General features: G+C 53.8%; 26 protein-coding genes and 1 pseudogene. 16 read left to right on the top strand and 11 right to left on the bottom strand.

Annotation, left to right across the window (positions count from 1 at the left end; translation table 11 throughout):
- Positions 1-62 precede the first annotated feature (62 nt).
- The 5 genes from EPD59_RS19580 to EPD59_RS19570 all read left to right on the top strand — a co-directional run bounded on the left by EPD59_RS19580 (position 63) and on the right by EPD59_RS19570 (position 4349).
- Positions 63-2285, top strand: coding sequence for a hypothetical protein (locus EPD59_RS19580; protein ID WP_240731517.1), 2223 nt, complete (start codon positions 63-65; stop codon positions 2283-2285).
- On the top strand, positions 2177-2617 hold the full coding sequence (locus tag EPD59_RS22915; protein ID WP_240731772.1) for a YfhO family protein: 441 nt from the start codon (positions 2177-2179) through the stop codon (positions 2615-2617). Before EPD59_RS19580 ends, EPD59_RS22915 begins: the two co-directional genes overlap by 109 nt.
- A 30-nt stretch (positions 2618-2647) precedes the next feature.
- The gene (locus tag EPD59_RS22910; protein WP_240731516.1) at positions 2648-2935 is read left to right on the top strand and encodes a hypothetical protein; all 288 of its coding nucleotides are present in this window, start codon (positions 2648-2650) and stop codon (positions 2933-2935) included.
- Positions 2863-3603 (top strand): 1-aminocyclopropane-1-carboxylate deaminase/D-cysteine desulfhydrase, encoded by a 741-nt coding sequence (locus EPD59_RS19575; protein ID WP_240731515.1) that lies wholly within the window; start codon positions 2863-2865, stop codon positions 3601-3603. The genes EPD59_RS22910 and EPD59_RS19575 overlap by 73 nt, the downstream gene beginning before the upstream one ends.
- 116 nt (positions 3604-3719) lie before the next feature.
- Positions 3720-4349 carry a DUF4230 domain-containing protein gene (locus EPD59_RS19570; RefSeq protein ID WP_133274248.1) on the top strand — a complete coding sequence of 210 codons (630 nt, stop codon included), beginning with the start codon at positions 3720-3722 and terminating at the stop codon, positions 4347-4349.
- Positions 4350-4358: 9 nt separating this feature from the next.
- On the opposite strand, the gene EPD59_RS19565 is transcribed toward EPD59_RS19570, so the two are convergent.
- Entirely contained in the window at positions 4359-5285 is a 927-nt protein-coding gene (locus EPD59_RS19565) for a hydrogen peroxide-inducible genes activator (protein ID WP_133274247.1), read from the bottom strand.
- A gap of 153 nt (positions 5286-5438) precedes the next feature.
- Here EPD59_RS19565 and EPD59_RS19560 point away from each other — a divergent pair, with 153 nt between their 5' ends.
- Entirely contained in the window at positions 5439-7091 is a 1653-nt protein-coding gene (locus tag EPD59_RS19560; protein ID WP_133274246.1) for a catalase, read from the top strand.
- 68 nt (positions 7092-7159) lie between these two features.
- On the opposite strand, the gene EPD59_RS19555 is transcribed toward EPD59_RS19560, so the two are convergent.
- Positions 7160-7663 carry a regulatory protein RecX gene (locus tag EPD59_RS19555; RefSeq protein WP_133274245.1) on the bottom strand — a complete coding sequence of 168 codons (504 nt, stop codon included), beginning with the start codon at positions 7661-7663 and terminating at the stop codon, positions 7160-7162.
- A 48-nt stretch (positions 7664-7711) separates the two neighbouring features.
- Positions 7712-8575 carry an EamA family transporter gene (locus tag EPD59_RS19550; protein ID WP_165963670.1) on the bottom strand — a complete coding sequence of 288 codons (864 nt, stop codon included), beginning with the start codon at positions 8573-8575 and terminating at the stop codon, positions 7712-7714.
- A 105-nt stretch (positions 8576-8680) separates the two neighbouring features.
- Between EPD59_RS19550 and murF the strand changes: the two genes are divergently transcribed.
- The 4 genes from murF (at position 8681) to EPD59_RS19535 (ending at position 13692) form a co-directional block, all read left to right on the top strand.
- Entirely contained in the window at positions 8681-10537 is a 1857-nt protein-coding gene (gene murF / locus EPD59_RS19545; protein WP_317128406.1) for a UDP-N-acetylmuramoyl-tripeptide--D-alanyl-D-alanine ligase, read from the top strand.
- A gap of 5 nt (positions 10538-10542) precedes the next feature.
- Complete coding sequence (alr, locus tag EPD59_RS23895; RefSeq protein ID WP_317128405.1) at positions 10543-11175, top strand: alanine racemase; 633 nt, start codon at positions 10543-10545, stop codon at positions 11173-11175.
- 487 nt (positions 11176-11662) lie between these two features.
- A complete protein-coding gene (locus EPD59_RS19540) occupies positions 11663-13003 on the top strand; it encodes an alpha/beta hydrolase family protein (RefSeq protein ID WP_165963669.1) in 1341 nt (446 codons plus the stop codon).
- Between the two features lie 80 nt (positions 13004-13083).
- A complete protein-coding gene (locus EPD59_RS19535) occupies positions 13084-13692 on the top strand; it encodes an OmpA family protein (RefSeq protein WP_133274242.1) in 609 nt (202 codons plus the stop codon).
- A gap of 102 nt (positions 13693-13794) precedes the next feature.
- Here the strand turns inward: EPD59_RS19535 and EPD59_RS19530 are convergent, their stop codons facing one another.
- Positions 13795-14694, bottom strand: a complete 900-nt coding sequence (locus EPD59_RS19530) for a carboxypeptidase-like regulatory domain-containing protein (protein WP_133274241.1) — start codon at positions 14692-14694, stop codon at positions 13795-13797.
- Between the two features lie 101 nt (positions 14695-14795).
- Positions 14796-15695, bottom strand: coding sequence for a carboxypeptidase-like regulatory domain-containing protein (locus EPD59_RS19525; protein ID WP_133274240.1), 900 nt, complete (start codon positions 15693-15695; stop codon positions 14796-14798).
- Positions 15696-15909: 214 nt separating this feature from the next.
- Here EPD59_RS19525 and EPD59_RS19520 point away from each other — a divergent pair, with 214 nt between their 5' ends.
- On the top strand, positions 15910-16173 hold the full coding sequence (locus tag EPD59_RS19520) for a FeoA family protein (protein ID WP_240731514.1): 264 nt from the start codon (positions 15910-15912) through the stop codon (positions 16171-16173).
- A 9-nt stretch (positions 16174-16182) separates the two neighbouring features.
- On the top strand, positions 16183-18369 hold the full coding sequence (gene feoB, locus EPD59_RS19515; RefSeq protein ID WP_133274239.1) for a ferrous iron transport protein B: 2187 nt from the start codon (positions 16183-16185) through the stop codon (positions 18367-18369).
- Between the two features lie 19 nt (positions 18370-18388).
- Here the strand turns inward: feoB and EPD59_RS19510 are convergent, their stop codons facing one another.
- From EPD59_RS19510 to EPD59_RS19485, 6 genes and pseudogenes are all read right to left on the bottom strand, one after another.
- On the bottom strand, positions 18389-19093 hold the full coding sequence (locus EPD59_RS19510) for an SAM-dependent methyltransferase (RefSeq protein ID WP_133274238.1): 705 nt from the start codon (positions 19091-19093) through the stop codon (positions 18389-18391).
- A 108-nt stretch (positions 19094-19201) separates the two neighbouring features.
- Positions 19202-19903, bottom strand: coding sequence for an alpha/beta fold hydrolase (locus tag EPD59_RS19505; RefSeq protein ID WP_240731513.1), 702 nt, complete (start codon positions 19901-19903; stop codon positions 19202-19204).
- Positions 19904-19971: 68 nt separating this feature from the next.
- The gene (locus EPD59_RS19500) at positions 19972-20565 is read right to left on the bottom strand and encodes a hypothetical protein (RefSeq protein WP_133274237.1); all 594 of its coding nucleotides are present in this window, start codon (positions 20563-20565) and stop codon (positions 19972-19974) included.
- A gap of 3 nt (positions 20566-20568) precedes the next feature.
- Positions 20569-21619, bottom strand: a pseudogene (selD, locus tag EPD59_RS19495) (selenide, water dikinase SelD).
- A 54-nt stretch (positions 21620-21673) separates the two neighbouring features.
- A complete protein-coding gene (mnmH, locus tag EPD59_RS19490) occupies positions 21674-22732 on the bottom strand; it encodes a tRNA 2-selenouridine(34) synthase MnmH (RefSeq protein ID WP_133274236.1) in 1059 nt (352 codons plus the stop codon).
- 81 nt (positions 22733-22813) lie between these two features.
- Entirely contained in the window at positions 22814-23527 is a 714-nt protein-coding gene (locus EPD59_RS19485; protein ID WP_133274235.1) for a pyridoxine 5'-phosphate synthase, read from the bottom strand.
- 140 nt (positions 23528-23667) lie between these two features.
- Between EPD59_RS19485 and EPD59_RS19480 the strand changes: the two genes are divergently transcribed.
- The 4 genes from EPD59_RS19480 (at position 23668) to EPD59_RS19465 (ending at position 26282) form a co-directional block, all read left to right on the top strand.
- Positions 23668-24132, top strand: a complete 465-nt coding sequence (locus EPD59_RS19480; protein ID WP_133274234.1) for a GatB/YqeY domain-containing protein — start codon at positions 23668-23670, stop codon at positions 24130-24132.
- 77 nt (positions 24133-24209) lie between these two features.
- Positions 24210-24731 (top strand): CvpA family protein, encoded by a 522-nt coding sequence (locus tag EPD59_RS19475; protein ID WP_133274233.1) that lies wholly within the window; start codon positions 24210-24212, stop codon positions 24729-24731.
- 129 nt (positions 24732-24860) lie between these two features.
- Positions 24861-25481: an anthranilate synthase component II gene (locus EPD59_RS19470; protein WP_133274232.1), complete on the top strand. Its 621-nt coding sequence runs from the start codon at positions 24861-24863 to the stop codon at positions 25479-25481.
- Positions 25482-25493: 12 nt separating this feature from the next.
- Entirely contained in the window at positions 25494-26282 is a 789-nt protein-coding gene (locus EPD59_RS19465; RefSeq protein WP_133274765.1) for an alpha/beta fold hydrolase, read from the top strand.
- Positions 26283-26335: the final 53 nt, after the last annotated feature.

Genomic DNA, 26335 nt, shown 5'->3' with positions numbered 1-26335 from the left:
TTCGGCGTGCTTTGCCAAGCCCTGGGGGCTTTTTGGCCGTTAATCGACTCTTCTTTTCGCTGATGACTACTGTTTCTCCCGTTGCCGTGCCCTTGTGGCGGCGGATGCTGCCTCACCTGCTGGCCGTGTTGTTTTTTCTGACCCTGGCTTGTGTGTACTTTTCGCCCCTGGTGCTGGATGACCAAACCCTCGCCCAGCATGACATTGTGCAGTTCCGCGGCGGCTCGCAGGAAGCGGCAACCTACCGGGCGGAGACGGGCAAGGAGGCTCTCTGGACTAACTCTATGTTCGCCGGAATGCCCACTTACCTCATCAGCACCCGCTTCCCCGGCGATTTATCGACTTATCTGCACCAGATTTTTACCTTAAGTCTGCCGGCGGTAGTGGCCAACCTATTTCTGGCGTTGCTCTGCGGCTATATCCTGTTTGTTGCGCTAGGGGTGCGGCCTTTGGTGGCGGTAGTGGGTGCTATTGCGCTGGGCTTCACCAGCTACAACCTCGTTATTCTGGCCGCTGGCCATAACACCAAGTCTTTGTCTATTGCCTACGCGCCGCTGGTGCTGGCGGGGCTGCTGGTCACGTTTCGGCGCAACCGCTGGCTGGGCGCGGCTTTGTTTGCGCTGGGCCTCACCATGAATGTGCGCTCCAATCACCTCCAAATCACTTATTACCTGCTGTTGCTGGTGTTGGTGTTTGGCATTGTAGAGCTAGTTTATGCCTTCCGCGAAAAGCGCCTACCTGACTTTCTCGGTCGCACGGCCCTTTTAGGCGCCGCAGCCTTATTAGCCATTGGCGTCAGCTTCGGCCGCCTTTACGTCACGGCCGAATACGGTAAGTACTCTATCCGGGGCCGCTCTGAACTGACCACGCCTGCTCCTGGCGCTCCAACTGCTGCCGCTTCCGATGATGCTCCCAGCGGCTCCGGTCTCGACCGTGACTACGCTTTCAACTGGAGCTACGGCGTAAGCGAATCTATTACTTTGCTCATCCCCAACTATTTCGGCGGCGCTAGCCAAGGCGCACTGAGCGAAAGCTCGGCCACCGGCAAGGCACTTACCCAACTCGGCGTACCACCCGTTCAACTCCGCGATTATCTCAGTCAACTTCCCCTCTATTGGGGCGACCAGCCCAGCACCAGCGGGCCCGTGTACGTGGGCGCAGTGGTCTGCTTGCTGTTTGTGTTGGGGTTGTTTGTGGCCGACCGGCGCTTGCGCACTTGGCTATTGATCGGTACCATTTTGTCCATTGTGTTGGCCTGGGGTAAGAACTTCGAGACCTTCAACAATCTGATGTTCGACTACTTCCCCGGCTACAACAAGTTCCGGTCGGTGTCGATGGCCTTGGTAATTGCCCAACTCGCGATGCCGTTGCTAGCAGTGATGGCGTTAGCCCGCTTCTTGCGCGCCCACCGCGCAGCGGTGGCGCCAGTTGCTGGCCACCCAGCCCTCACGCTTCCCACCGCCGACTCCGCCGAAACCTCTGACCTTAAGCGTAAACTACTCTACGCCGTAGCAGGTACGGCGGGCTTGTGCATCCTCGCCTGGCTGCTCAGCTTAGGTGCCGATTATGCGTCTCCTATCGATGCGCAATTGCAGCAAAGTGGCTTCCCACTCGATGCCATTCGGGAAGACCGCGCTAGCCTGCTCCGCGCGGATGTGTTGCGCTCATTGTTCTTTATTCTGGCCGCGGGGGGCGTTTTGTACTTCTTTCTTCAGCGCAAGCTTTCGGCTACGGCCGCTGCTGCAGTGATGGCTGGGCTCACCCTCGTCGACCTGTGGGCGGTAGATAAGCGCTACCTCAACGACTCCAACTTTCAGCGTGAAACGGTCACGCAGCAGTTTGTGCCAACGCCTCAGGATCAGCAGATTTTGCAGGACAAGGACCTAAGCTACCGCGTGCTGAATCTGAATAACCCGTTTAACGAAGCTAACACTTCTTATTTCCACAAGAGCATTGGTGGGTATCACGGCGCCAAGTTGCGCCGCTACCAGGATCTAATCGAGCGTCAAATTTCGCAGAATAACACGCAGGTGCTCAACATGCTGAACACCCGCTACCTGATTACGCCCCCAATCCGCAAGCTAATCAGCCCTCGCAGGTACAGCGCAATCCGGCTGCACTTGGTAACGCCTGGTTTGTCAGCGAAATTCAGAAAGTGCAGAGCCCCGACCAGGAAATTGCGGCCCTTAGCAACTTCAATCCGGCTACTACGGCTGTCGTTGATGCCTCGAAATTCCCAGTCTCCAAAACTTCTTACAACGCCGCCGGCTCCACCATCCGCCTGACCAACTATTCGCCGGACGCTCTGAAATATCAGGTCAATGCTGCCCAGGACGGCTTTGTCGTGTTTTCCGAAATCTATTATAAAGACGGTTGGAACGCGTATATCGACGGCAAACCGGTGCCGCATATCCGAGCTAACTATGTGCTGCGCGCCATGCCGGTGCCCGCTGGCCAACATACGATTGAGTTCAAATTTGAGCCTCAGTCGTATGCCATCGGTAATACCGTGTCGCTGGTTTCGTCCATTATTCTGATTCTGGGCTTGATAGGGGTAGCTCTTTATATCTGGAAGAAGCGGCCAGTATTGGCTGATCAGGATTTGGTAGCCGCGTAATCCAACACCTCCGCTTGGGGGTTTCAGCCCATGACTACCGCCACGCCGCTGATTCTCCAGGAGCTTGATGAGCCGGCCGCGCGTCGCCGCGGCATTCGGTTGATCTTGCTCCGCGATGATTTAACCCATCCCGAGTTGCCCGGCAACAAGTGGCGCAAGCTTAAGTACAACTTGCTGGAAGCTCGCGCCCAAGGCCACGACACGCTCCTGACCTTCGGGGGGCTTTTTCTAATCATCTGGCCGCCGTGGCCGCCGCTGGTCGGCTCTATGGGTTTCGCACTATCGGGATGGTGCGCGGCGAAGAAAGCAGTCCTCTGAATCCTACGCTGGCCCAAGCCGCGGCTGACGGTATGACCCTGCGCTACCTCGACCGCGACGCCTATCGGCAGAAGCAGGAACCCACTTTTCAGGCTGACTTGCTGGGTCAAACGGGCCCTGCTTACGTCTTACCCGAAGGCGGCACCAATGAGCTAGCACTCCGTGGCTGCGCCGAGTTAGTACCCGAGCTAAGCGCGCAAATTTCCTTCGATGCGTTGTGCGTAGCCTGCGGCACTGGCGGCACGCTGGGGGGCTTTTTGGCAGCGCTAAGCCCGCAGCAACAGGCCGTCGGCGTGGCAGCACTGAAGAATGGCGGTTTCCTGCAAGAAGACATAAAGGCGTTGAAAACCGCCGCTGGCCAAACAGTTACCGCTCCGTGGTCGGTACAGACCCAGTATCATTTCGGTGGGTACGCCAAGTTTTCGCCCGAGCTACTAACGTTCATCCAGCAGTTTCAGCAGCGCCACGGCATCCTGCTCGATCCTTTGTACACGGGCAAACTGCTGTACGGCGTTCTTGATTTGCTAAACCAGGATTACTTCGCCGCGGGCAGTACCGTGGTGGCCGTGCATACGGGCGGTTTGCAGGCCTGGGCTGGTTTTAGCGCCCGTTTTGGGCAGCGTAGCGCGTGGTGGCCGGATGTGATTCATAACCAAGAAGTGAAGTAGATCTTAGCGCGGCGAATTAAAAGCAACCGGATAGTTGTTGTGACTCAACAGTGACTGGCAACGTATGCAGGCCAGTTGTTGCCATTGTTTTCTACTCACCATTGTTCTCCGCCTGAATGATTCGCTTGCTCCGCCGTTTAGTGCCGTTGTTGTTTTTGGTGGGGCTAGGTTGGTTTTTGTGGGAGAAAGTGCAGCCCACGCTGGCCGAGCTACAAAATCCGCTACGGCCTACTCCGCAAATCACCGTGACCCATAATACGGTGCTGACCAAAGTGGAAAGCCTGGGCCGCATGGAGTTGGTGCGCTTCCGCTTTAAAGACGTGGTAGAGTACCGCAAAAGCACCTACCGCTTTCTACCCGACTCCAAAGTAGCCCTTATTGTAGCCGGCGAGGCGGTGGGCTGCCTCGATATGACCAAAGTGCGCGCCCAGGATGTCGTGTTCGAGGGCGACTCCATCATACGAGTAGCTTTACCCGCGCCCGAGCTGTGCACTTGGCGCGTCGATCATAGTCAAAGCAAAGTCTACAGCACTGAGAACTCGTTTTTTCAGGATGCTGAGCTCATCGATGAAGGCTACCGCTACGCCGAGCGCAACGTGCGCCAAACAGCTCTGCAATCGGGCATCTTGCCGCAGACGACTCAAAACGCCGAAAAGATTCTGCGGCCCATGCTCGAAACCATGACCGGCCGCCGCGTGGTGCTGACCCAGCAAATAGCTCCACCCCAGCGGCCAACAAAGCGCTAGGGGGCTTTTTTACTGCCACTTTATTTTCTGGGTAGCTCGGCCGGCGTGCAGTCGCTCGGGTACCTGCTCCAAAATGAGCTGCTGCAAGTTGGCGAGCAACTGGGTGCGCACGAAGCCATGATGCACGACTAAGCTGACTTCGCGCACCGGCTCCGGAGCCTCAAAACGCTTTACCATCGGGTTAGTATCGGCTTCTTCCAGCACCGAAAGCTCAGGTACTAGCGTGTAGCCATTGTTGCGACGTACCAATTCCTTCAAGGTTTCGATAGAGCCGCTTTCGTAACTGTACGGGTGAGCGCCATCGGGCGGCGCACAAACAGTGAGTACCTGATTGCGAAAGCAATGGCCTTGCTGTAGCAGCCACAAGCCAGCTCCCGAAAGGTCGGTGGGGCGGAGGGTGGCGTGCGCGTACAAGGGGTGTGAGGCCGATACATAGCCCAGGAATGGTTCTTCCAGTAGCGGTAACTCACGTAGCTGTTGGTCGTCCAGCGGCGTGATAAGCAGCCCTATATCGAGCTGATGCGCTTTGAGTTGGCGAACTAGTTCTTCTGATTGAAGCTCCTCCACGCGTACTCGTAGTTGGGGATGCTGCTCAGCCAAAGCCACCAAAAACAACGGTACCAGATAAGGAGCCAGCGTAGGGATAATGCCGAGTCGTACTTCCCCTACTAGCTCACCTTTCTCAACCTCTACAACTTCGCGCAACAACTGTACTTCGCGGAGCACATGGCGCGCTTGCCGAATTACTTTAACGCCCACAGCCGTAGGCTCCAGACGTTTTTTCTTGCGGTCGAAGAGTAGCACACCCAACTCATCCTCCAGTTTTTGAAGTTGCATACTCAGGGCCGGTTGCGTTACGTGGCAGCTGCTAGCGGCGCCCACAAACTGCCGGTGCATATCAAGCGCAATAAGATATTCCAGCTGTTGCAGATTCACCGTTCGAAGATAAACTATAAGCATTGCTGATACTATTATCAAAACAAATGATTTGATTTATACTTCCAACAACAGCATCTTTGACAGTAATTATATAAGATTGTCTTCGCACAACTCTCGTATAACCGACTAATCACTTAACACTAGCTTACTATGGACCAAGATCAGAATCCCACATCTGGCAACGGTACGGGTACAGCCGTAACCGGCGCTGGTACTTCGCAGGATACGCGTACGGCGGCCGGCGAAAATGCTCAGACCCTTACTACCCGTCAGGGGCATCCCCTCACGAATAACCAGAACACGCGTACCGTAGGCAGCCGCGGTCCCGCGACGCTGGAGAACTATCAGTTTATCGAAAAAATCAGCCACTTCGACCGGGAGCGAGTTCCGGAGCGCGTGGTGCACGCCCGCGGCGCCGGCGCCCACGGCGTATTTGAAGCGTACGGCAAAGTAGGCGACGAGCCTATTGAGAAGTATACCCGTGCTAAGCTGTTCAATACTAAGGGAAAAGAGACGCCGGTGTTTGTGCGTTTCTCCACGGTAGGCCACGGTGGGCACTCGCCCGAAACCCTGCGCGACCCGCGCGGCTTTGCGGTGAAATTCTACACCGAAGATGGCAACTGGGACCTAGTAGGTAACAACCTGAAGGTGTTCTTTATCCGCGACGCGATGAAGTTCCCGGATCTGATTCACTCCCAAAAGCCTGACCCAGTACACAACCGTCAGACCGGGGAGCGCATCTTCGACTTCATCAGCAACACGCCGGAAGCTATGCACATGGTGAGCTTCCTGTTCTCGCCTTGGGGCATTCCAGCCAACTACCGGCAGATGCAGGGTTCGGGCGTAAATACCTACAAGTGGGTAAACCAAGCCGGTGAAGCTGTACTGGTGAAATATCACTGGGAGCCGCTGCAAGGCATCAAAAACCTGACGCAAGCTGAAGCTGAGGCCATTCAGGCCAAAAACTTCAACCACGCCACCCAGGACCTGTTCGATAATATCAAGAAGGGTAACTTCCCGCAGTGGGAGTTGCGCGTGCAGATCATGAGCGACGATGAGCATCCGGAGCTAGACTTCGATCCGCTCGACGATACCAAGATCTGGCCTGAGGATCAGTTTCCGCATCTGCCCGTAGGCAAGATGACGCTCAACAAAAACCCCGAGAATTATTTCGCAGAAGTAGAGCAGGTAGCCTTCGGTACCGGTGTGCTGGTGGATGGTCTGGACTTCTCGGACGACAAAATGTTGCAGGGTCGTACGTTCTCGTATTCCGATACGCAGCGTTACCGCGTGGGTACCAACTACTTACAGCTGCCCATCAACGCGCCCAAGAAGCACGTAGCCACTAACCAGCGCGACGGTCAGATGGCTTACCACGTCGATTCGGCGCCCGGCCAGAATAACCACATCAACTACGAGCCTTCCTCGCTCAATGGACTGAAGGAAGCGCCCCGCACGGCTCCCGACCATACGCCGGAGTATACGGGTCGCCTGATCCGTCAGACCATCGATCGGCAGAACAACTTCAAGCAAGCCGGCGAACGGTACCGCTTACACGAAGATTGGGAGCGCAACGATCTGATCAGCAACATGGTGGGCGCACTAAGCGACGCTAATGAGGTGATCCAGAAAAAGATGATTGAGTTGTGCACCAACTGCGACCCGGATTGGGGCAATCGTCTGGCCCAAGGCTTAAAGCAAACCGCTAGCGGTGCCCAAGGTGCTACGCAAGCCAATGAAAGCAAAAGTGCCGAAGCTGTGGCACAAGCCGAAGAAGTAGCTCACGAGGCTCGTCCTTATTAATAGAAAATAACCGTAAAAAAGCCCCCAGAAATCTTCTGGGGGCTTTTTTGCTTTATAAATAACTACTGTTATTCGTCTTCATCGTCCGTCTTTTCCTTGCCCAGATCATCCAGAGCCATCTTGATTAGGTCGGACTCGTAGCCTTTGCTGGTCATGAAAAGCTGGAGCTTCTGGCGGCGCACGCGGGGGTTCTTCTCCTTTTCCTGGCGGTCCTTTTTTTCTAGCACGTCCACCAGGTTTTGGTAATACTCGTCGCCGTCTATCTCCTTCATGCCCTGCTTGATGCAGTACTCAGAGATGCCCTTGAACTTTAAATCCTGCAGAATGCGGCGGCGACCCCACTTTTTAAGTCGGTATTTGCCCCGCACAAAACTCTTGGCGTAGCGCTCCTCGTCCAGTAGCTTCTCCCGGCTCAGACGAATGATGATTTCGCCGGCTTCGTCTTCGGTTAGACCGTAGCTACGCAGTTTCTCTTCAACTTCCTTGAACGTACGTTCTTGGTAGGTGCAGAAAGCGGCTATTTTTTGAAGCGCTTCGGGCGGTGTATAAAATTTCTTAGCGGGCTGCTGCATGCTTTGTGAAAAGGTGTTTAGTAGTAACTCAACCCACGCACAAAAGGATCAAATGCTGGGCTTACTACTTATTGCTGCGGCCCCAAAACGCATATTATACAGCACGACGGAGCCCAGAATAATAGCGTACGCGACAGCCTGAATAGTAGTCGCGGCCTCATTGAAATAAAGAAAAGCCAGCAGAAAGCTTACTACCGGATTCAAATACATCAGAATACCTACTGTGCCCGAAGGCAGCGTATTTAGAGCATATAGATTTAGAAATAGCGGTAGTACCGTAAAAACAGTACTCAAAATAGCCGTTATCAGCAGCAAATGCAGGTCGTGAAAACCGGCTAGGGGAGAGGCGCCTAATAAGCTGGCGGTGGGCAAAATAAAGGCGGCAGCGAGCGAAAGCTGCACCGTGAGCAGCACTAGCCGGTCGTAGCCTTGCAGGCGGCGCTGGGTGATAAGGTACAGGGCGTAAGTGGACGCTACCACCAAGCTCATCAGTAATGTGCGCGCCGAGCCCGTACCCAGCAACGCGCAGCTCAAGGCGCTCAACCCGATGGCCAGCCACTGATTGCGCCGCAGCTTTTCGCGCAGCACCAGAAACCCGAGCAACGCCGTCAGGATAGGACAGATGAGGTAAGCGAAGGAGCCTGCTTGCACACTTACTTTATTGATGACATAAATGAATAGCAGCCAGTTGGACGTAAGCAAAATGCCCCCCAGTAAGGTGCTGCCAGCCACCCCGCGCCGCTCGCCTATGGGTGCTGTACGCCACTTGCGCCACGTGGCGCGCACGGCCGAGGTGCGGAACAGCAGATTAATGATCAGTAAAATCAGGAGGGAAATGAGGACCCGAAAAAAAGAATCTGCCCACTGCTGTAGCTGGCGAGCATACGAAGCGGAATGGGGAAAAAGCCCCAAATAAGAAAAGCCGCGAGTGCGGCCAGGTGGTAGCGAGTAAGTTGCACAACGAAGAAACAAACGGTAAAGACCGCAAAGATACCACACGCCTTACCTTTGCTCTCCATGCTATCCTTCTCCGATCTGCCCGCTCTCACCGGCGGCACCTTGCTCCAAACGCCTCCCGAGGCGAGTCGCGTGCAGCACCTGCTGCTCGACAGCCGGCGCGTGGGGCAGCCAGCCGGCTCCCTGTTCTTTGCCATCCGCGGAGCCCAGCACAACGGCCACCGCTACCTGCCCGACCTGTATAAGCGCGGCGTGCGTCTGTTTGTAGTTGATAGGGTAGAGGAGATACCGGGGGGCAAATTGGCATTCCCCGAGGCCGGCTTTCTGCTGATTCAGGACAGTCTAGCGGCTTTGCAGGCGTTGACGGCCTGGCATCGGCAGCAGTTTACTATTCCGATAGTTGGTATCACGGGCTCCAATGGCAAAACCATTGTAAAAGAGTGGCTGGCCCAATTGCTCAGCTCCGATGAGCTGATTTGTAAAAGCCCGCGCAGCTACAATTCGCAAGTGGGCGTGCCGCTATCCGTGTGGGAGCTGAACGCAACACACACGCTGGGAATTTTTGAGGCGGGTATTTCGGAGCGGGGCGAAATGGCGAAGCTCGCGGCTGTTATTCAGCCCACGCTCGGCATTTTCACTAACCTCGGTACGGCGCACGATGCGGGTTTTTCTTCGGCGGAAGAGAAAGTGCAGGAGAAAATGCAGCTTTTTGAAGCGGTAGATACGCTCTTCTACTGCCGCGACCATGAAGCCATTCACAGTGCTGCCCAGCAGATGCTTGGTCCGGCCCGCACCTTTACGTGGAGTCGGCAGCATCAGCAGGAGGCAAATTTGGGCGTCACGGTAACGGAAGCCAGCGCCGAGCGCACGGTGGTGCATGTGCGTTTGGTCCGCTCGAGAGTTGAGGAATACACCTTTACCTTGCCCTTCGCCGATGAGCCTTCGGTAGAAAACGCTCTGCATTGCTTGGCCGTGCTGCTGTGGTACGCCGTGCCAGCCACCGAGATTCAGCGCCGCCTCGACCGGCTGTTGCCCGTAGCCATGCGCCTGGAGATGAAGCAGGCCCTCAACGACTGCTACGTTCTCGATGATACCTACAACAACGACCTGGCGGGTCTCACGCTGGCCCTTGATGCCCTGGCCCGCCAACCTCGCCGCGGGCAGCGCACGCTTATTCTCTCCGACGTGCTAGAGTCGGGCTTACCGGCAGCGGAGTTGTACGCTCGGATTGCAGCCCAACTGCCCGCGCACGGTGTCGGGCGGATTATCGGTATTGGCGAGGCGATAAGCGCGCACCAGCAGTTATTTAGCGAGTTCCGGAGGGCTTTTTATGCCAGTACAGAAGCGTTTCTGGCGGCTTTTCAGCCGGAGCAGTTTCGCCACGAAACGATTCTGGTAAAGGGTGCCCGCCGGTTTGAATTTGAGCGGATTGTGGCTGCTTTTCAGCAAAAAATCCACGGTACGGTGCTGGAGGTGAACCTGGATGCGTTGGTGCACAACCTCAACTACTACCGCGCCCGCCTCGCGCCCGGCACCCGTCTGATGGTGATGGTCAAGGCATTTGCCTACGGCAGCGGCAGCTACGAAGTAGCCAACCTGCTCCAGTTTCACCGCGCCGACTACTTGGCCGTGGCCTATGCCGATGAAGGCGTAGAGCTACGGCAACACGGCATTAGCCTGCCGATTATGGTGATGAACCCGTCGCCCGACAGCTTCCAAAAGCTACATCAATATCATTTAGAGCCCGAAATCTACTCCTTCGAGCGTCTGCACGATTATCTTCTGGCCGCTGAAGAGCAGCCGATGCCAGCTATTCACCTGAAACTCGACACGGGTATGCGGCGGTTGGGCTTTGCTGAAGAAGATCTGGATAAGCTGTGTGCCTTATTGCGGAAAAAAGCCCCCAGCTGCGTGTAGCCAGTATGCTGACCCATTTGGCCGGCGCCGACGAAGAGCAGCACAATGAATTTTCGCACCAGCAGCTAGCCGCCTTTCAGCGAATGACGCCGCTGGTGGAAGCGGCTTTAGGCTACCCTGTGTTGAAGCATGCGCTAAATTCTGCTGGCATCATCCGCTTTCCAGAGGCTCATCTCGACATGGTGCGCCTGGGAATTGGCCTGTACGGAGTAGAAGCATCGGGCCAGGATTCAGCGGCTCTGCGACCCGTTAGCGCATTGCATACGGTCATTTCTCAAGTTAAAAAGTTGCCTGCTGGTCAAACAGTTGGCTACGGGCGTCGGGGTGTCGCTACCGACTTTGAGCGGCGCACGGCCACTATAGCCATTGGGTATGCCGACGGCTATGATCGGCGTTTTGGCAACGGCGTAGGCGAAGTAGTGATACGCGGCCTACGGGCGCCAATCATCGGCAACGTGTGTATGGATATGTGCATGGTCGATGTCACCCACATTCCCGATGCACAAGCCGGCGACGTAGTAGTCGTATTTGGCGAGGAGATGCCATTGGTAGAGTTGGCTTCCCGCATCGGCACCATACCCTATGAGCTACTGACGAATGTAAGCGAGCGAGTAAAGCGCATATTCATAAGTGAATAATTGCTTTGTAAATAAAGGTTCTATATTTCTCTATCTATCCCTTAATATAATTTAAAAATGTAAAATAGAAATGAGTATCACTAGCATCGATATAGCCACCAAAATGCACCGACGAAATTTTAAATTTTCTTAAGCGCTCTTTAGGTTACTAGGTTTTTTTAATATTTGTTGCCAATGCATTTACATTACTAGCGGGGTTCAATTGCTATATAAACTTAGCGCAAAGCAATCCTCTTATTCTTGGTTTATAAATAAAATGGCACTGAGAACAGAAAAAGTTTTTTTTCTGTTCTCAGTGCCATTTTTGCGTGCCTCTGGTGCATGTTTTGTATAGGGCGGAATTTCCGATCTGATGTGGCAGCATCTTATGTATTAAGGTTGCCATTTGGTCGGCCCCGATTAGCCTACTCCACTACTCACCCCTTTTTGCATGAAGAAAATTATCTACTCATCTTTTTTAAGCTTTTGTCTGGTAATTGCACTGCTTGTGGCAGCTCCAGCTCGAGCGGCGGCACCAGCATTAGATGGATTGTGGAAGGGTCCTTTACCTGTGCCCGGAGGCCAGTTGGAGGTAGTATTCAGGGTAGTGGCTCTCACGGGGGGCTCTTTCTTTGCTACGCTTGATGTACCGCAGCAAAAGATCAGCCGTATGGCAGTCAGCGTGGAAGTACGAGGTGATACCATCGTATTCATGGCTCCCGAAGCCGGCAGTCAGTTCATGGGCTTGGTTTCAGCCGATGGGAAAGCATTAACGGGTACTTGGCAACAGCCTGGCTACCAAGTAGCCTTGACACTTGGTTACACGTCGGCCCCGATTAGCACGGCTAAAAGCGCTCGGCTCACGCCTCCTTATCGCGAGGAGGAAATAGCTGTGCCCAACACCGACGCTAATCTAACTTTGGGCGGTATGCTCACGGTGCCAGCTGGTGAAGGCCCATTTCCTGCTGTTGTATTGATTTCGGATATGGGAGCCCAAGATCGTGATGCCACGGTAGGTGACTACCGCCCCATGGGCGCGCTGGCCGACTTCCTGACTCGTCGTGGTATCGCCGTGCTTCGCTTCGACGATAGAGGAGTTGGTAAATCAGGTGGTGACTATAACGAGGCAACGCCTCCCGCCTTATTAACCGACCTACAGGCAGCTATGCGTGCACTGCGTAGCCGTCCTGAAATTAATGCTGCTAAAGTTGGGGTTGTTGGACATGGAGAGGGTGGCAACCTTGCTTTGCTAGCCGCCGCCGATGAAGAGGCTCCTAATTTCGTGGTTACAATGGCCGCCAGTGGAATATCCGGCCGCGACTTAGTGCTGCAGCAGCAAGCCGATTTATATCGCTCTTTGGGGGCTAGCGTGACGCAGATGCAAATAGGCGTTATGCGCCGGCAAGCCATCCTAGATGTTATTCGTCAAACGCCTGATAACACCAAGGCTCAGCGCTTAGTGGCTATTATGCTACGAGAAACGAATCCATCTATCGACATGGCCACGGCTAAGATTAGCGCTGGCTTGTTGACCACCGACCGGTATCGCTATTTCCTTGATTTTAATCCAGCTGATAAATTGCCTAGTGTGAAGTGCCCTGTATTATTGCTTTCTGGTACTGCCGACACTTATATCGAAGCCGACGTCAATCTTAATTCGCTGCAGAAAGGCCTGAAAAGCAGTTCTTCGGTAAATAGCCGCAAATTGCCTGGTGTAAATCATATGTTTCAGGCTGACCCATCGGAGTGGACAGTGGTAAACGGCCAACCGCAGCCAACTTTCTCCCCTCAGGCTCAGGAGGCAATTCGGCAGTGGATTATAGTGCAAGCTACCGAGAAAGCTAAATAGAAGGCAAGCAAGGCAATAGCCTCAAAGAACCGTTGTGGAACCCTGTGCGTAGAACAGGGTTCCACAACGGTTCTTCTGCTATGAAAAAGTCCCTGTTTGCAATTCTTAGCGCCGCTGCCTTATTGGCTAGCTGCGACAACCTGAAAAATCCGGCCACCAAAAATGAGCCCGAAGAAGCTACTGCTGATACAGCAGTGGTCTATCGGGAAGGTGAGGCTGGTCCTGCCGTCGCGGTTGCCGACGGTGACTTAATTGATACGGATGCGCTGAATTTGCTCGACGTCGATTTCCCAGAAGTTAATCTTCCGGACGTGTCAGTGCGTGGCAATGACCAGTACAGTGTGTATGGCATCGAGGAAACGGTGCTGTTTGATACTGATAAGGCTACCATTAAGCCGAGTGCGGCCAAAGCATTGGAGCAGATATCGGCTTCTATTGGGCAACGGTCGGCTGGTAAGCAACTGCGTATCATTGGTCATGCTGATTCGCGAGATACCAAGTCGTACAACAAAGAGCTAAGTGAGCAGCGTGCTGAGGCTGTGAAAAACTGGCTGGTTCAGAACGGTAAGATCGAAGCTTCGCGCGTGGCTATTCAGCCCATGGGCGAGTCGAAACCTGTCGCGTCGAATGCAACGGCCGCTGGTCGCCAGCAGAACCGTCGCGTTGAAATAGCCGTGATCAATAAGTAAAGCAGGCTCTTGAGTTAGGCTCTGCTATCACAAAAAAGCCCCCCAGAATTTTTCTGGGGGCTTTTTATTAGTGAATAAACTAATGATTGGATAACATAAGAATTACTTAATCATATCTACTTCCGCCTTGATCATAGCGTTGTAGCGCAAGCCGCCAGCGCCCGACATAGTCATCAGTGTCCAGCCTTTACCGAGCGTATAGCTCCAGGTCCGACTCTCCTTAAATTCGAACGTTGGCCGCATGATCTGACCGTAAGGGGTATAGTTATCGTCGAAATTGGTGGTGTAGAACTTGTCACCGCTTACGATCCACTCCATGGCGACATAGAACCCTTCGTCCGGCGCTACGATGTTGTACTGAGTTAAATCAATGGTAAACCATTGTCCGCCGCCCGGCGCCGATACCACGACGTTCTCAGTGAGCAAATCGGAGTTTGGCGAGCTGTAGTTGCCATCGGGAGCATAGATGCGCACTCGGAAAGGCTCGCGCGGAAAGCCGTGTTCCCCAATGTAAAAAGATACGGAGCGCACGTTACCCAGCTTTTTGCCTTTTTCATTTTTTACAAAGAACGCGTATTGGCTACCCGGCATTCCCTGAATCATGCCGTCGCCGGGCGTGTTGGAGCGTGCGCCTAATTTCAAGTCCTTCACCTTGCTGGCTTGTACTTTTACTTCAGCCAGTTCATACACCCGTTTGGAAACTTCAATTACCATGTCGGCTTGGCTAACGCCACGCTTCACCAGCACTGCCGTGCGCTCATACCCCAGCGCCAGAACGATCAGGGAGTCCTGCGCATTTTTGGTGGGACCGTTCATCTGAAAGATGCCGATTTCGTTGGTAAGAGCACCACTCTGCTCCACCTTCAAACCAATGGAAGAGAAGGGGATGGGCTCTTTTGTCTTCTTGTCGATAATGCGACCGGATAGCCGAGTCTCCTGGGCCATGCTTAGTGCCGGAAGCAGCAGACAGAGGGTAAAGGTGAATAGTACGCGTTGGAACATAAAGGGAAGTTTACAGACCGGAAGACAAGTTTGTAAGAGAAATAGGTAGGTAAAAGCTGACCTTAGAAACAGCTTAATAAGTAGAGTAAAGCAGGTAAATGTTACTTGTACATATCTACCTCGGCCTTAATCATGGCATTGTAACGCATGCCATTGTTAGCCAAGGTTATTAAGCTCCAGCCACGCCCGATGGTGTAGTTCCAAGTCCGGCTCTCCTTGAACTCGAACGTTGGCCGTAAGATCTGCCCATAAGGAGTGTAAGTGTCCATAAAATTGGTGGTGTAGAACTTATCGCCCGTCACGATCCACTCCATAGCAACATAGAATCCTTCGTCCGGCGCTACGATGTTGTACTGAGTTAAATCAACTGTGTACCAGGCGCCACCTTTAATAGCCGATACCACAACGTTTTCGGTCAGCAAATCGGAGTTTGGCGAGCTGTAGTTGCCATCGGGAGCATAGATCCGGATGCGGAAGGGCTCACGGGGGAAGCCGTGCTCACCAATAAAGAATGATACTGTGCGTACTAAACCTAGTTTCTTGCCTTTGTCATTCTTGACGTAAAAAGCATATTGGGTGCCTGGCATCCCTTGAATCATGCCATCGCCAGGTGTATTGGAGCGGGCACCAAGTCCGATAGGCTTCACCTTACTGGCCTCAACTTTGACTGCGTTCAGCAAATAGTCGCGCTTTGGCACTTCAATGATAATTTCCTCCAGATTCTTGTCGCTTTTTCTAACTAGAATGGCTGTACGCTTAAAGCCCAACGCCATTACAATCAGAGAATCTTTCTGATTTTTTTCCGGCATGGCTATCTGGAAATAGCCGTATTCGTTGGTTAAAGCACCCGCTTGCTCTTCTTTCAAGCCGATGGAAGCATACTGAATAGGCTCCTGCGTTTCTTTATCAACCACCCGACCTGAAATTCTATCGGCCTGCGCAAAGCTGAAATAGGGCAGCATTAGAGCAGAAACGACTAGATAAAGTACACGTTTGAACATAGCAGGAATGAGTAGTTGTACCCCAAAACTACAATGAATGTGCCAATGTCATCCCTGTTTTCCTTGAATAGTTATACCTGTGCAATTTTCTGATGGAATAATTCTAAGACACTCAAACTGCTTCTTATATACAGATGAAGAAAACCATCTTTTGGCCGAAACCTAAATGGGGCGTACCTTTGTTTGAATCCTGTCTAAATAACCGATCCTGCCTGTGGCCATCCGTTCTACTACCGCTGCCGCTACGACCCAACGTAGTGTGAAAGACCTTCGTCTGGGCGAGAGCGCGACGATTTGCTGCCTGCAAGACCCCGAGATGGCGTTGAAGCTGTTGGAGATGGGCTGCATTCCGGGCACGCAGGTGCGCCTGAATAGCCGCGCTCCGTTGGGGTGCCCCATCACGCTGGTACTCGGCGACGAAGATTATACGCTCTCGCTACGAGTGAGCGAAGCGGCTACCATTTTATTGAAAAACTAACCGGCGCGGATGGCTCGCCTGGCAACTATACATACAGAATCCGCTCCGGCGGCCGTCGCTCTAGGCGTTGACACTATACATACGCCTCACGCCCGCAGAGAGCTGACGCGTATTGCCTTAGTAGGTAATCCAAACTCGGGTAAGTCTTCGCTGTTCAATCAGCTTACGGGCCTGAATCAAAAGGTCGGCAACTTTCCCGGCGTAACGGTTGACCGCAAAACCGGTATTAGCCAACTCACGCCCCAGCACCGCGCTGAAATCATCGACTTGCCAGGTACGTATTCTTTGTACCCGAAGAGCCTGGACGAGAAGGTTATCACCGACTTGCTTTACGACCGCGAATCGGCGCAGTATCCCGATTTCGTAGTGGTCACGGTAGATGCTTCCAACCTGCGGCGTAACTTGTTGCTGTTCACGCAACTCGCCGATTTGGGCTTGCCAGCTGTGCTGGCTCTCAACATGATGGACGTAGCTGAGCAGCACGGCGTCCAAATTGATATTGCGGAGTTGCAGCAGGAGCTAGGTGTTCCCGTCATTCCTATGAACGCCCGCAAGGGCATTGGTGTGGCCGCGCTGAAGATTGTCATGGCGCAACACCTCGATGCACCCACGGTGAGCTTCTATGAGCCCGCGGAGGAACTGTTGCCCATGATCCGGCAGATTCGGTATTACTTCAATCTGCACAACGATTATTTGGCGTTGCACTACGCGCACCAGTTCCGGCACATCAGCTTTCTGACGCCTGATCAGTGCCAATACGTGCAGGAGTTGGTGGAACAATATGGTTTCGAGCCCACTGCTCGCCAGGCACAAGAAACCATTGCCCGCTACGCCCGCATCAATGAGATTCTGCTCAACACGGTATCAGTGACGCGCACTGAGCGCAATGAGCCGTACAGCAATAAACTTGACAAGGTCCTGACCCATCGGGTTTGGGGCTACCTGATTTTCTTCGGGGTGCTGTTTATGATGTTTCAGGCGGTGTTTGCCTGGGCCAGCTACCCCATGGATTTGATCGATCAGGGCATTGCGCTGATCAACTCACTTATCCAAACCAACTTCAACGGGCCGCTCATTAATCTGCTCACCGAAGGGGTTATTGCGGGTCTGGGGGGCGTTTTGATCTTCATTCCACAGATTGCGTTGCTGTTTGCGTTTATCGCGGTGTTGGAAGAGACCGGCTACATGGCCCGCGTCACGTTCATGATGGACCGCATCATGCGCAAGTTCGGACTGAACGGGAAGAGTGTGGTGCCGCTCATTTCGGGCGTGGCCTGCGCTGTGCCCGCTATAATGAGCGCCCGCACCATTGAGAATTGGAAAGACCGCATCATTACCATCTTCGTCACACCGCTGATGAGTTGCTCGGCTCGTATTCCGGTCTATACCGTTCTGACGGCTTTAGTGGTGCCCGATGAAAAAGTGCTGGGCTTCTTCAACTTGCAAGGCGTGGTGCTGATGGGCTTGTACCTATTAGGCTTCCTATCGGCTATATTCTCAGCTTTGGCCTTGAAGTTCCTCCTAAAAACCCAGGAGCGGAGCTACTTTATTATGGAGTTTCCGGTATACCGCTGGCCTCGCTGGAAAAACGTAGGTATTACAATCGTCGAGAAGGTCAAAACCTTCGTGTTTCAGGCAGGTAAAGTCATCGTGGCCATTTCCGTTATTCTGTGGGTGCTAGCATCGTATGGACCGGGCGATGCCTTAGACAAAGCTGAGCAGCAGGCGCGTGCCACGGCCGTTCAGCAACAACTGTCGCCGGAGGAAACGGATAACCACATTGCATCTGAGAAGCTGGAGAACTCTTATGCTGGGCTATTTGGCCGAACGCTGGAACCGGCTATTCGTCCCCTAGGCTTCGACTGGAAAATCGGTATTGCGTTGATCACGTCTTTTGCGGCCCGTGAAGTATTTGTGGGGACCATTTCTACGATTTATAGCGTAGGCCAAGACGCGGACATGCGCACGGTGCAACAAAAGCTCGCCGCTGAGAAAGACGAAAATGGGCAGCCATTTTTTACGCCGGCTCGCGCGTTTTCTCTGCTAGTGTTCTATGTATTTGCCATGCAATGCATGAGCACGCTGGCCGTAGTGTACCGCGAGACGAAAGGCTGGAAATGGCCCCTAATGCAGCTAGTCTACATGACCGGCCTAGCCTATGTGTCGTCGCTGATTGTGTATCAGTTGTTTAAGTAAAATCGGATTCTACTACCTGTTACTTACCAAGTAGAAAGACGGCTGGCTGCTTATGGATCTCGGGCAGCTTGCCCTTCCAATCGCCTACGGTATGCGTTTGGACAAACTCATTTGGCGCCGTGAGGCTGGCAGCAATGCATAGGCGGGTAGTAGGCTGTAAATGCGCCAGCAAGTCATCCAGCAGCGGCATATTGCGGTAAGGCGTTTCGATAAAAAGCTGTGTTTGATGGTGGGTAAGAGCCGCCCGCTCTAATTGCTTTAACGCTGCGATTCGCTTGGCTTTTTCAATGGGCAAATAGCCGTGGAATACAAAGCTTTGCCCGTTCAAGCCGGAGGCCATTAAAGCCAACAACAACGACGAAGGACCCACTAACGGCACTACCTGAATGCCTAATTGGTGCGCTACCCGGGCTACTTCTGCGCCCGGATCAGCCACACCAGGACAGCCAGCTTCCGATAGAATGCCCGCATCTTGGCCGGCAGATACCAGCTTCAGCGCCGCTCTGATTTCTGCTTCCGACGAGTCTTTATCAATCACCGTGAAGCGCAGATCTTCAATTACGTGCGCTGGGGCCACGCTCTTCACAAAGCGCCGGGCCGTGCGGGCATTCTCTACCAGAAAATACGAGAGCGCGGCCACGTGCGTAGCTACCTGCGCCGGCAGGACCTGTGCGGCCGTATCATCGGCTAGGATAGTGGGAATAAGATAGAGGATGCCGGGCAAGAGAAGTCGGATTTGATATGTAGTGCAAGAGGTTAGTTCCTTAACCTTGCATAAAGGCATTAACCAGCTCAAACACCTTGTCAGGAGCTTCGGTGTGGAGCCAGTGGCCTACATCAGGGATGGTTTCAACCTGGGAATTGGGGAAAAGTGCCGGAATAACATGCAGCTTGTCCTCCGTTGTGATGTAGTCCGATTTGCCCCCCGAACAAATAAAGCGGGCTTTAGGAAAGGCTGGGGGGCTTTTATCTCCGCACCGACGTGTGCCATATGTGAGGTGAGCGCCTCTAGGTTAAGGCGCCAGGCAAACGAATGGTCTTCGCGGCGGTAAAGGTTTTTTAGCAAAAACTGCCGTACCGAATCCTGCTTTATATGCTGGGCCATCATCTCATCGGCCTGCTGCCGGTTTTCTACGCGTGGTAGATCTACAGCGTGAAGGCCCGCCAAAATGTTGTCTTGGTGGAGCATATCCGAGAAGCTGGGCGCAATATCCAGCACCACCAGTCGCGCCAGCAAATCAGGGTAATCGAGGGCGAAGCGCATGGCTACTTTGCCCCCCATGCTGTGGCCAAGTAGGGTAGGAGCTTCGAGCTGGAGTTGGGTGAAAAGCTCCCGCACGTCCTCACTCATCAACTCATAGGTATGCTCCTCGGTATGGGGCGAACGGCCGTGGTTGCGTAAGTCCACGGCAATAACCCGATGAAGTTCCGCCCAGCGTTTCGCCAAGGTTTGCCAGTTGTCGAGGGTACCAAAAAGGCCGTGCAGAATAACCAGCGGTGTGCCTTGGCCCTGTTCGCGGTAGTGTAATTGCATAGATAGCGAGGTTCAGATCTTCTAGTAAGCAAACGCGTTCGGGGCTGATGCGTTGCCAATTCGGTCACTCAGGTCCAGCAAAACCAGCGCTGTCGGTGCTCCAGGGGCGTATTACGCAAAAATTCCGTCAGCGGGGCGAGGTTGAGTAGCAAAGACGTAAGCGTGAGTACTTCGCCAGTGCGTAGGTGCAGGCGCAGAAAGTCGTAGTTGCTCCAAAATAGTCGCTTCGACTTGCAAGTAACGCGTTCCACACGCACCAGTTCGCTTTGTCGGAACGGAATGCGCACACGGCCTTCATACACTTCCAATCGATTGTCCTTTGGGTCAAAAACCAGCGTGGTGTGCAGATTGCGAGCGTAATATTGAGCGTGCAGCAGCAATGCTGGCATCGAAAAGCCCAGCAGTACGGCTGCCAGAGCCAGCAGCAAAACGGCTTCGTGGGGCGCTAAGTGAGTCGTGTAGAAGTAGAAGCCCATGTTAGGCAAGCCCACGCCTAGGCACAGCAATGGCCAGAATAGCAGGTAAAATTGCCGCAGAAATGTAGGCCGATAGACTTTGCTTTTCTGTGAGAAAAAGCTGGTGATAAAGCGTAGCCCGAAGACAATAGCAAACACGACCACCCCAATTTCCAGCAAGGGCCGCAGTATCTGGAATATCTTCACCGCTTACCGAACCTGAATCCAGGCCTCGCCCGGCGTATGTGGCCGCAGCGTGCCAAAGGATTGCAAGTCGAGACCGTATTGAGCAAAAATGCCCCCACCGCCTCGCGTCCTTCCGGCGCTACGCACACCAGCAAGCCCCCGACGTTTGCGGGTCGCACAGCCACTGACGCTGCTCATCCGTCACCGGCCCAATTTTGTGGCCGTAGCTGTCCCAGTTACGGATAGTGCCGCCGGGCACTGCTTTTTGCTGACGGTATTCCTCTGCTTCCTTGAGCAAAGGCACTTTCGCGAAGTCAATTTCTGCCGTCACGTTGCTGCCCTCACATACCTCCGCCAAGTGCCCGAGCAGACCGAACCCAGTCACATCAGTCATGGCGTGCACGGCGGCAAGCTGGCCGAGTGCGTAGCCAATTTTGTTGAGCTGCATCATTTGCTGGGGGGCAATTTGCTCGTGCTCAGGACGCAGAATGGCGCGTTTTTGCGCTGTTGTCATCATGCCCACGCCCAACGGTTTGGTAAGGTAAAGCTCACAGCCCGCCGTGGCCGTGTCGTTGCGCTTGAGGTTAGGAATATCAAGCATACCAGTCACGGCCAGGCCGAAAATGGGTTCTGGTGAGTCGATGCTGTGGCCGCCCGCCAGCGGTATGCCCGCCTCGGCGCAGATGCTACGGCTACCTTCGATAACACGGCGCGCCACCTCGGGGGGCAATTTATCGATGGGCCAACCTAGCACGGCAATAGCCATCACCGGCCGCCCGCCCATGGCATACACGTCGCTGATGGCATTGGCCGAGGCAATACGCCCAAAGTCGTAGGCGTCATCTACGATGGGCATGAAAAAGTCGGTGGTACTGATAATGGCCTGCCCGCCACCGATATCGAACACGGCTGCATCGTCGCGGGAGCTATTGCCTACTAGCAACTTATCGTTTTGGGACTGCGAAATGCTGGTGTGCAGAATTTGGTCAAGCACTTTCGGCGCGATTTTGCAGCCGCAGCCTGCCCCATGACTATACTGAGTGAGGCGGATTTGGTCGATTTCTTCGGAGATCATAGATTCAATAAGAAGGGTATCGTAGCGCTTTGCAGCTTACGGTGGAGGTTGGAATTAAGCGACGCCCCGGGAAGCAAAAAGAGACTGGGCGACTACCGTTTTGGCCGCGGCCCGCACCAGTTCGGCATTCACTACCGGGTCGCAGGTGTTGGAAGGAACACGCACGATAGTGCTGTTGATTTTGGTGTTTAACCCGTGGCCGTAGGTTTTGTCATAATAATCAAGCGCGATGTCTACCATTTTTTCCATGTCTCCTGCCTCAATGGCCGTCAATGCTTCCTTCGTTGCCAACCCACCCAAACGCTTACTGATGCGCTGAATGGCCCCAGCTAGCTCGGCGGGGTCTTCGCGGCCATATTCAGCTGCTAGCTTACTGGTGCGCACCGCCCGCGGAATGTCGAGCACCACGAGCGGAGCAAGGCGCATTTGCTCGAAGAGTGGCTTCGGAATGGTCACGCGGCCGATAGACAAGCTTTCATCTTCGAACCACGGCACGGCGTTGGGGGGCAAATTTGCCAATGCAAGAGCCAAGTCGTTCTCAAATTGTTCGGCCGTAGGCTGCGGCGACAACCCAATGCTGCCAAACGACGAGCCTTTGTGGCTGGCCAAACCCTCTAGATCAACAATGGGCTCACCTTGGCGGGCTAGCTCGTGCAGTACGTCGGTTTTACCGCTGCCCGTCAGGCCACCCAGCACGAACAAGGAACGCGGCTGAGCAAATTGAGCTAGCGCCCAGCGGCGGTAGTCTTTGTAGCCTTTATCCAGCAGATGCACTTTAAAACCGGCCAACTCTAGCAGCCACAGCACGGCTCCGCTGCGCATGCCACCCCGCCAGCAATGCAGGCGCACCTCCTTCTGGGGGGCAATTTTCTGCGCTAGCTTCACCATCTTGCTCATCTTCGGTCCAAAAAAATCCAGACCGATATGAATGGCTCTCTCCTGACTAACCTGCTTGTAAGCGGTGCCAATGCGGGCCCGTTCCTCATCCGTAAATAAGGGTAAACTTACGGCTCCCGGAATGTGGCCGTGGGCGTATTCTACCGGTGCCCGCACATCCAGAATGGGCACGTCGGGCGAGCCTTGCAGAAAATCGGAGAGGGAAAGACGAGGCATGTAGTAGAAGTTGGGGAAACGCGGCCTAATAAAGTAAGCGAAAAGCGTACGGTCTAACGCCACAGCGGGCGTGATGCGTTCCTACACCAATTGCCGACGGTACAGCTGAATTGTGTTTTCCAACCCGAAGTAGAGTGCATCACAGATGAGCGCGTGCCCGATACTTACTTCTTCCAAGCCGGGCAAGTTCTGCTTTAAATAAGCCAGGTTGTCCAGGTCTAAATCGTGGCCGGCATTCAGGCCAATACCAAGCTCCTGCGCCAGAATAGCCGCGGTGCGATAAGGCGCAATAGCCGCGGCCGGGTCAGCATGAAATTGTTGGGCATATGCCTCTGTGTACAGCTCAATCCGGTCGGTGCCCGTGCCTACGGCAGCCTTTACCATGGCCGGATTGGGATCGAGAAAAATGGAAACCCGACACCCCAGCGCCTTGAGCTCCGTCACAACGCCCAAGAGATAAATCTGATGCTCGATGGTGTCCCAACCTGCGTTGGAAGTAATAGCATCGGGCGCATCGGGTACGAGTGTTACCTGCTCGGGGCGCACTTCCCGCACCAGATTAATAAAATCGGGCGTCGGGTTGCCTTCCACGTTTAGCTCGGTGGTCACAATCCGTTTAAGATCGCGCACGTCTTGGTAGCGGATGTGGCGCTCATCGGGCCGCGGGTGCACCGTGATGCCCTGAGCTCCAAACCGCTCACAGTCGCGGGCCACTTGCAGCACATCGGGGCGGTTGTGGCCGCGGGCATTCCGCAGGGTAGCGATTTTGTTTATGTTTACGCTTAGTTTTGTCATCTCTTTAGAAAGCGAAAATTGGCTTTGATCTGAAGCCAGCGCACCGCGAAAGTACACCGATTTTACGGGAGCTTTTTTTGGTTCGTTGGCTCGCCGCCCGTTCGTCACAGGCGGCTTTTTTTACTTTAAAATTCCCTAATATGGCCCTGAAAGAAACTATCGACGCCGCTATTAAGCAGGCAATGCTTGCCAAAGATAAAGTACGCCTCACGGCTCTGCGTAGCATCAAGGCCCAGATCCTGCTGGCCGAAACAGCTGAAGGTGCCCACGGCGCAGCCCTCACGCCTGAGGCCGAAATCAAGCTGCTCACCAAGCAGGCCAAGCAGCGCCGCGAAGCCGCCGAAACCTACCAGAAGCAGTTCCGCTCCGACCTTGAAGAGATTGAGTTAGCGGAGTTGGCCATCATCGAAGAATATTTACCTCAGCAACTCTCCGAAGCCGATTTGGTTGAGCGTCTCGTTGATATTATCCAGCGCGTGGGCGCCACTGGTCCTTCAGACCTAGGCAAAGTAATGGGGGTAGCAGCTCGCGAGTTAGGTGGCCAAGCAGACGGACGCATGATTTCGCAAGTTGTAGGTCACTTACTGAACAATACTAACGTGTAATTTTTAAGGAGTTGGGTGCTAGAAGTTGCCTGAACCTATTTCTAGATCCCAACTCCTGATTTTTAGCCCCTTCCAAAATGTCTGGTTTCGACCTCTTTTTGCTGTTGGTGGTGGGCGTGGGCGCAGTGAAGGGATTTCGGCGGGGCTTATTGTTGGAAGTCGCGTCGCTGTTGGCCTTTGTGCTGGGAGTAGTAGGCGGGCTCAGCCTGCTCAACGATGCTATTCCGCTGGTTCGGCATTATGTGGGCGAAGCCTTTGGGCTACTCCCCATCGTGTCATTCTTGCTGGTGTGCGTGCTCATTGCTTGGGGAGTTCATCTGTTAGGCAGTTTTGTAAAGAGCGCCGTGCATCTGACCCCGCTCGGCTTGCTCGACAACTTATTGGGCGGTGCTGCTGGGGCGTTGAAATGGATATTGGGCTTAAGCTTGCTCCTGCACGGATTGGGCTTAGCTGGGGTAAATCTGCTCTCGCCCACCCTAACTGGCGACTCGCAAATGCTCCCCGTTGTGCGACAGGCCACCCCGGTAGCCTTGGAGGTGGTGGGTTTTGTAATGCCTTTCGCTAGTACTCTTCTGACCCGCCTGCGGGGGGTATTTTAGAGCTGAACTATTGAGCTATTACTGGAGCTAATTTGTTTGTCGCTTGTAAGGTGAATAAGCAAAGCTTTACGCTTGCAACCTTTCAACCCATCAACAGCTCAGTTCCTTAGTTATTCAACTAGTTATCCTGTGCGGCTTCTTCTGCTCGACAACTTCGATTCCTTCACTTACAACCTGCTAGACTACTTGCAGCAGTTGCAGGTGCAGGTGCAAGTCGTGCGCAACGATGTGCCTTTGGCAGCTATCAGGGAGCTGGAGTTCGATGCAATCGTATTGTCGCCGGGACCAGGTACACCGGACAGAGCAGGCGTAATGCTCGAACTAATTCAAGCGTATCATCAGCGGATACCGATGCTGGGCGTGTGCCTAGGGCACCAAGCATTAGGCGAATTTTTTGGGGCAAAACTGCAACGTGCTGTGCGCCCCATGCACGGCAAAGTTTCGGAAATTAAATTTGCCCCCCAGGAGATGTTATTTCATAATTTGCCCCCCAAGCTTATTGTTACGCGCTATCACTCCTTAGTAATCAGTGACTTGCCTGAAACACTAGTGCCGTTGGCTCACACTACGGATGAACATCAAGAAATAATGGCCTTACGTCACCACTCCTTGCCGCTTTACGGCGTACAGTTCCATCCCGAAGCATTACTGACGAGTCACGGCTTAGCCTTGCTCGGCAATTGGGTCAAGTGTTGTATCATTGCAATGGACGCTCGGTCGGCACCCGCCGTACCCGCGTCAGCCCGCTGAGAAGCCGAGATGATGGAATTGCAGATTAAGGAAAAGAATGGATTTCAGTACGTGGAGGAAGGCACCGGCGAGGTGCTCCTGCTCCTGCACGGCTTGTTTGGCGCCCTGAGCAACTGGCAGGACGTTGTAAGTGATTTCGCGCGCGACTACCGCGTCATCATCCCCATGCTGCCGATTTATGAGATGCCTCTCACCAAGGCTGGCGTGCCTGGCTTGGTGGGATATGTAGAAGAATTTGTGGCCGAGATGGGGCTGCATCAACCTTTTACACTACTTGGTAACTCGTTGGGCGGTCATGTAGCGCTGGTGTATACGCTGCACAATCCGCAGCAGGTGCAGCGTTTGGTGCTGACTGGGAGTAGCGGTTTGTTTGAAGACTCCATGGGTAGCTCCTTTCCGAAACGGGGCAACTACGGCTTCGTGCAGCAGCGGGTGGCTTACACGTTTTACGATCCGTCGTTAGCGACCAAAGACTTAGTAGATGAGGTATTTAACGTTACGAACTCGAACATCAAGGTGCTTCGTATCATTAATATCGCCCGTTCAGCTCAGCGCCATAATTTAGCCAAAGACTTAGGCCGAATTCAGGTGCCAACCCTGCTCGTCTGGGGTTTGAACGACACAATTACACCCCCGATAGTAGCGCATGAGTTTCACCGCCTTATCGCCAACTCCGAGCTGCATTTTCTGGACCACTGTTGTCACGCGCCCATGATGGAGCGCCCCGAAGCGTTCAATGCTCGGCTCCGTCAGTTTCTGCATAGCACTAAGCGCCAGCAGGTCGTTAGTTCCGTATCATAGAAAGCAAATCTCATTTCTGTTTGCAACCCGGAGCCAACTTAGCTAAACAAAGT

The organism is Hymenobacter radiodurans (assembly GCF_004355185.1).
In the GTDB taxonomy this organism is placed as follows: domain Bacteria; phylum Bacteroidota; class Bacteroidia; order Cytophagales; family Hymenobacteraceae; genus Hymenobacter; species Hymenobacter radiodurans.
The sequence above is the reverse complement of the archived record's forward strand: the minus strand, read 5'-3'. Positions and strand labels throughout refer to the sequence as shown.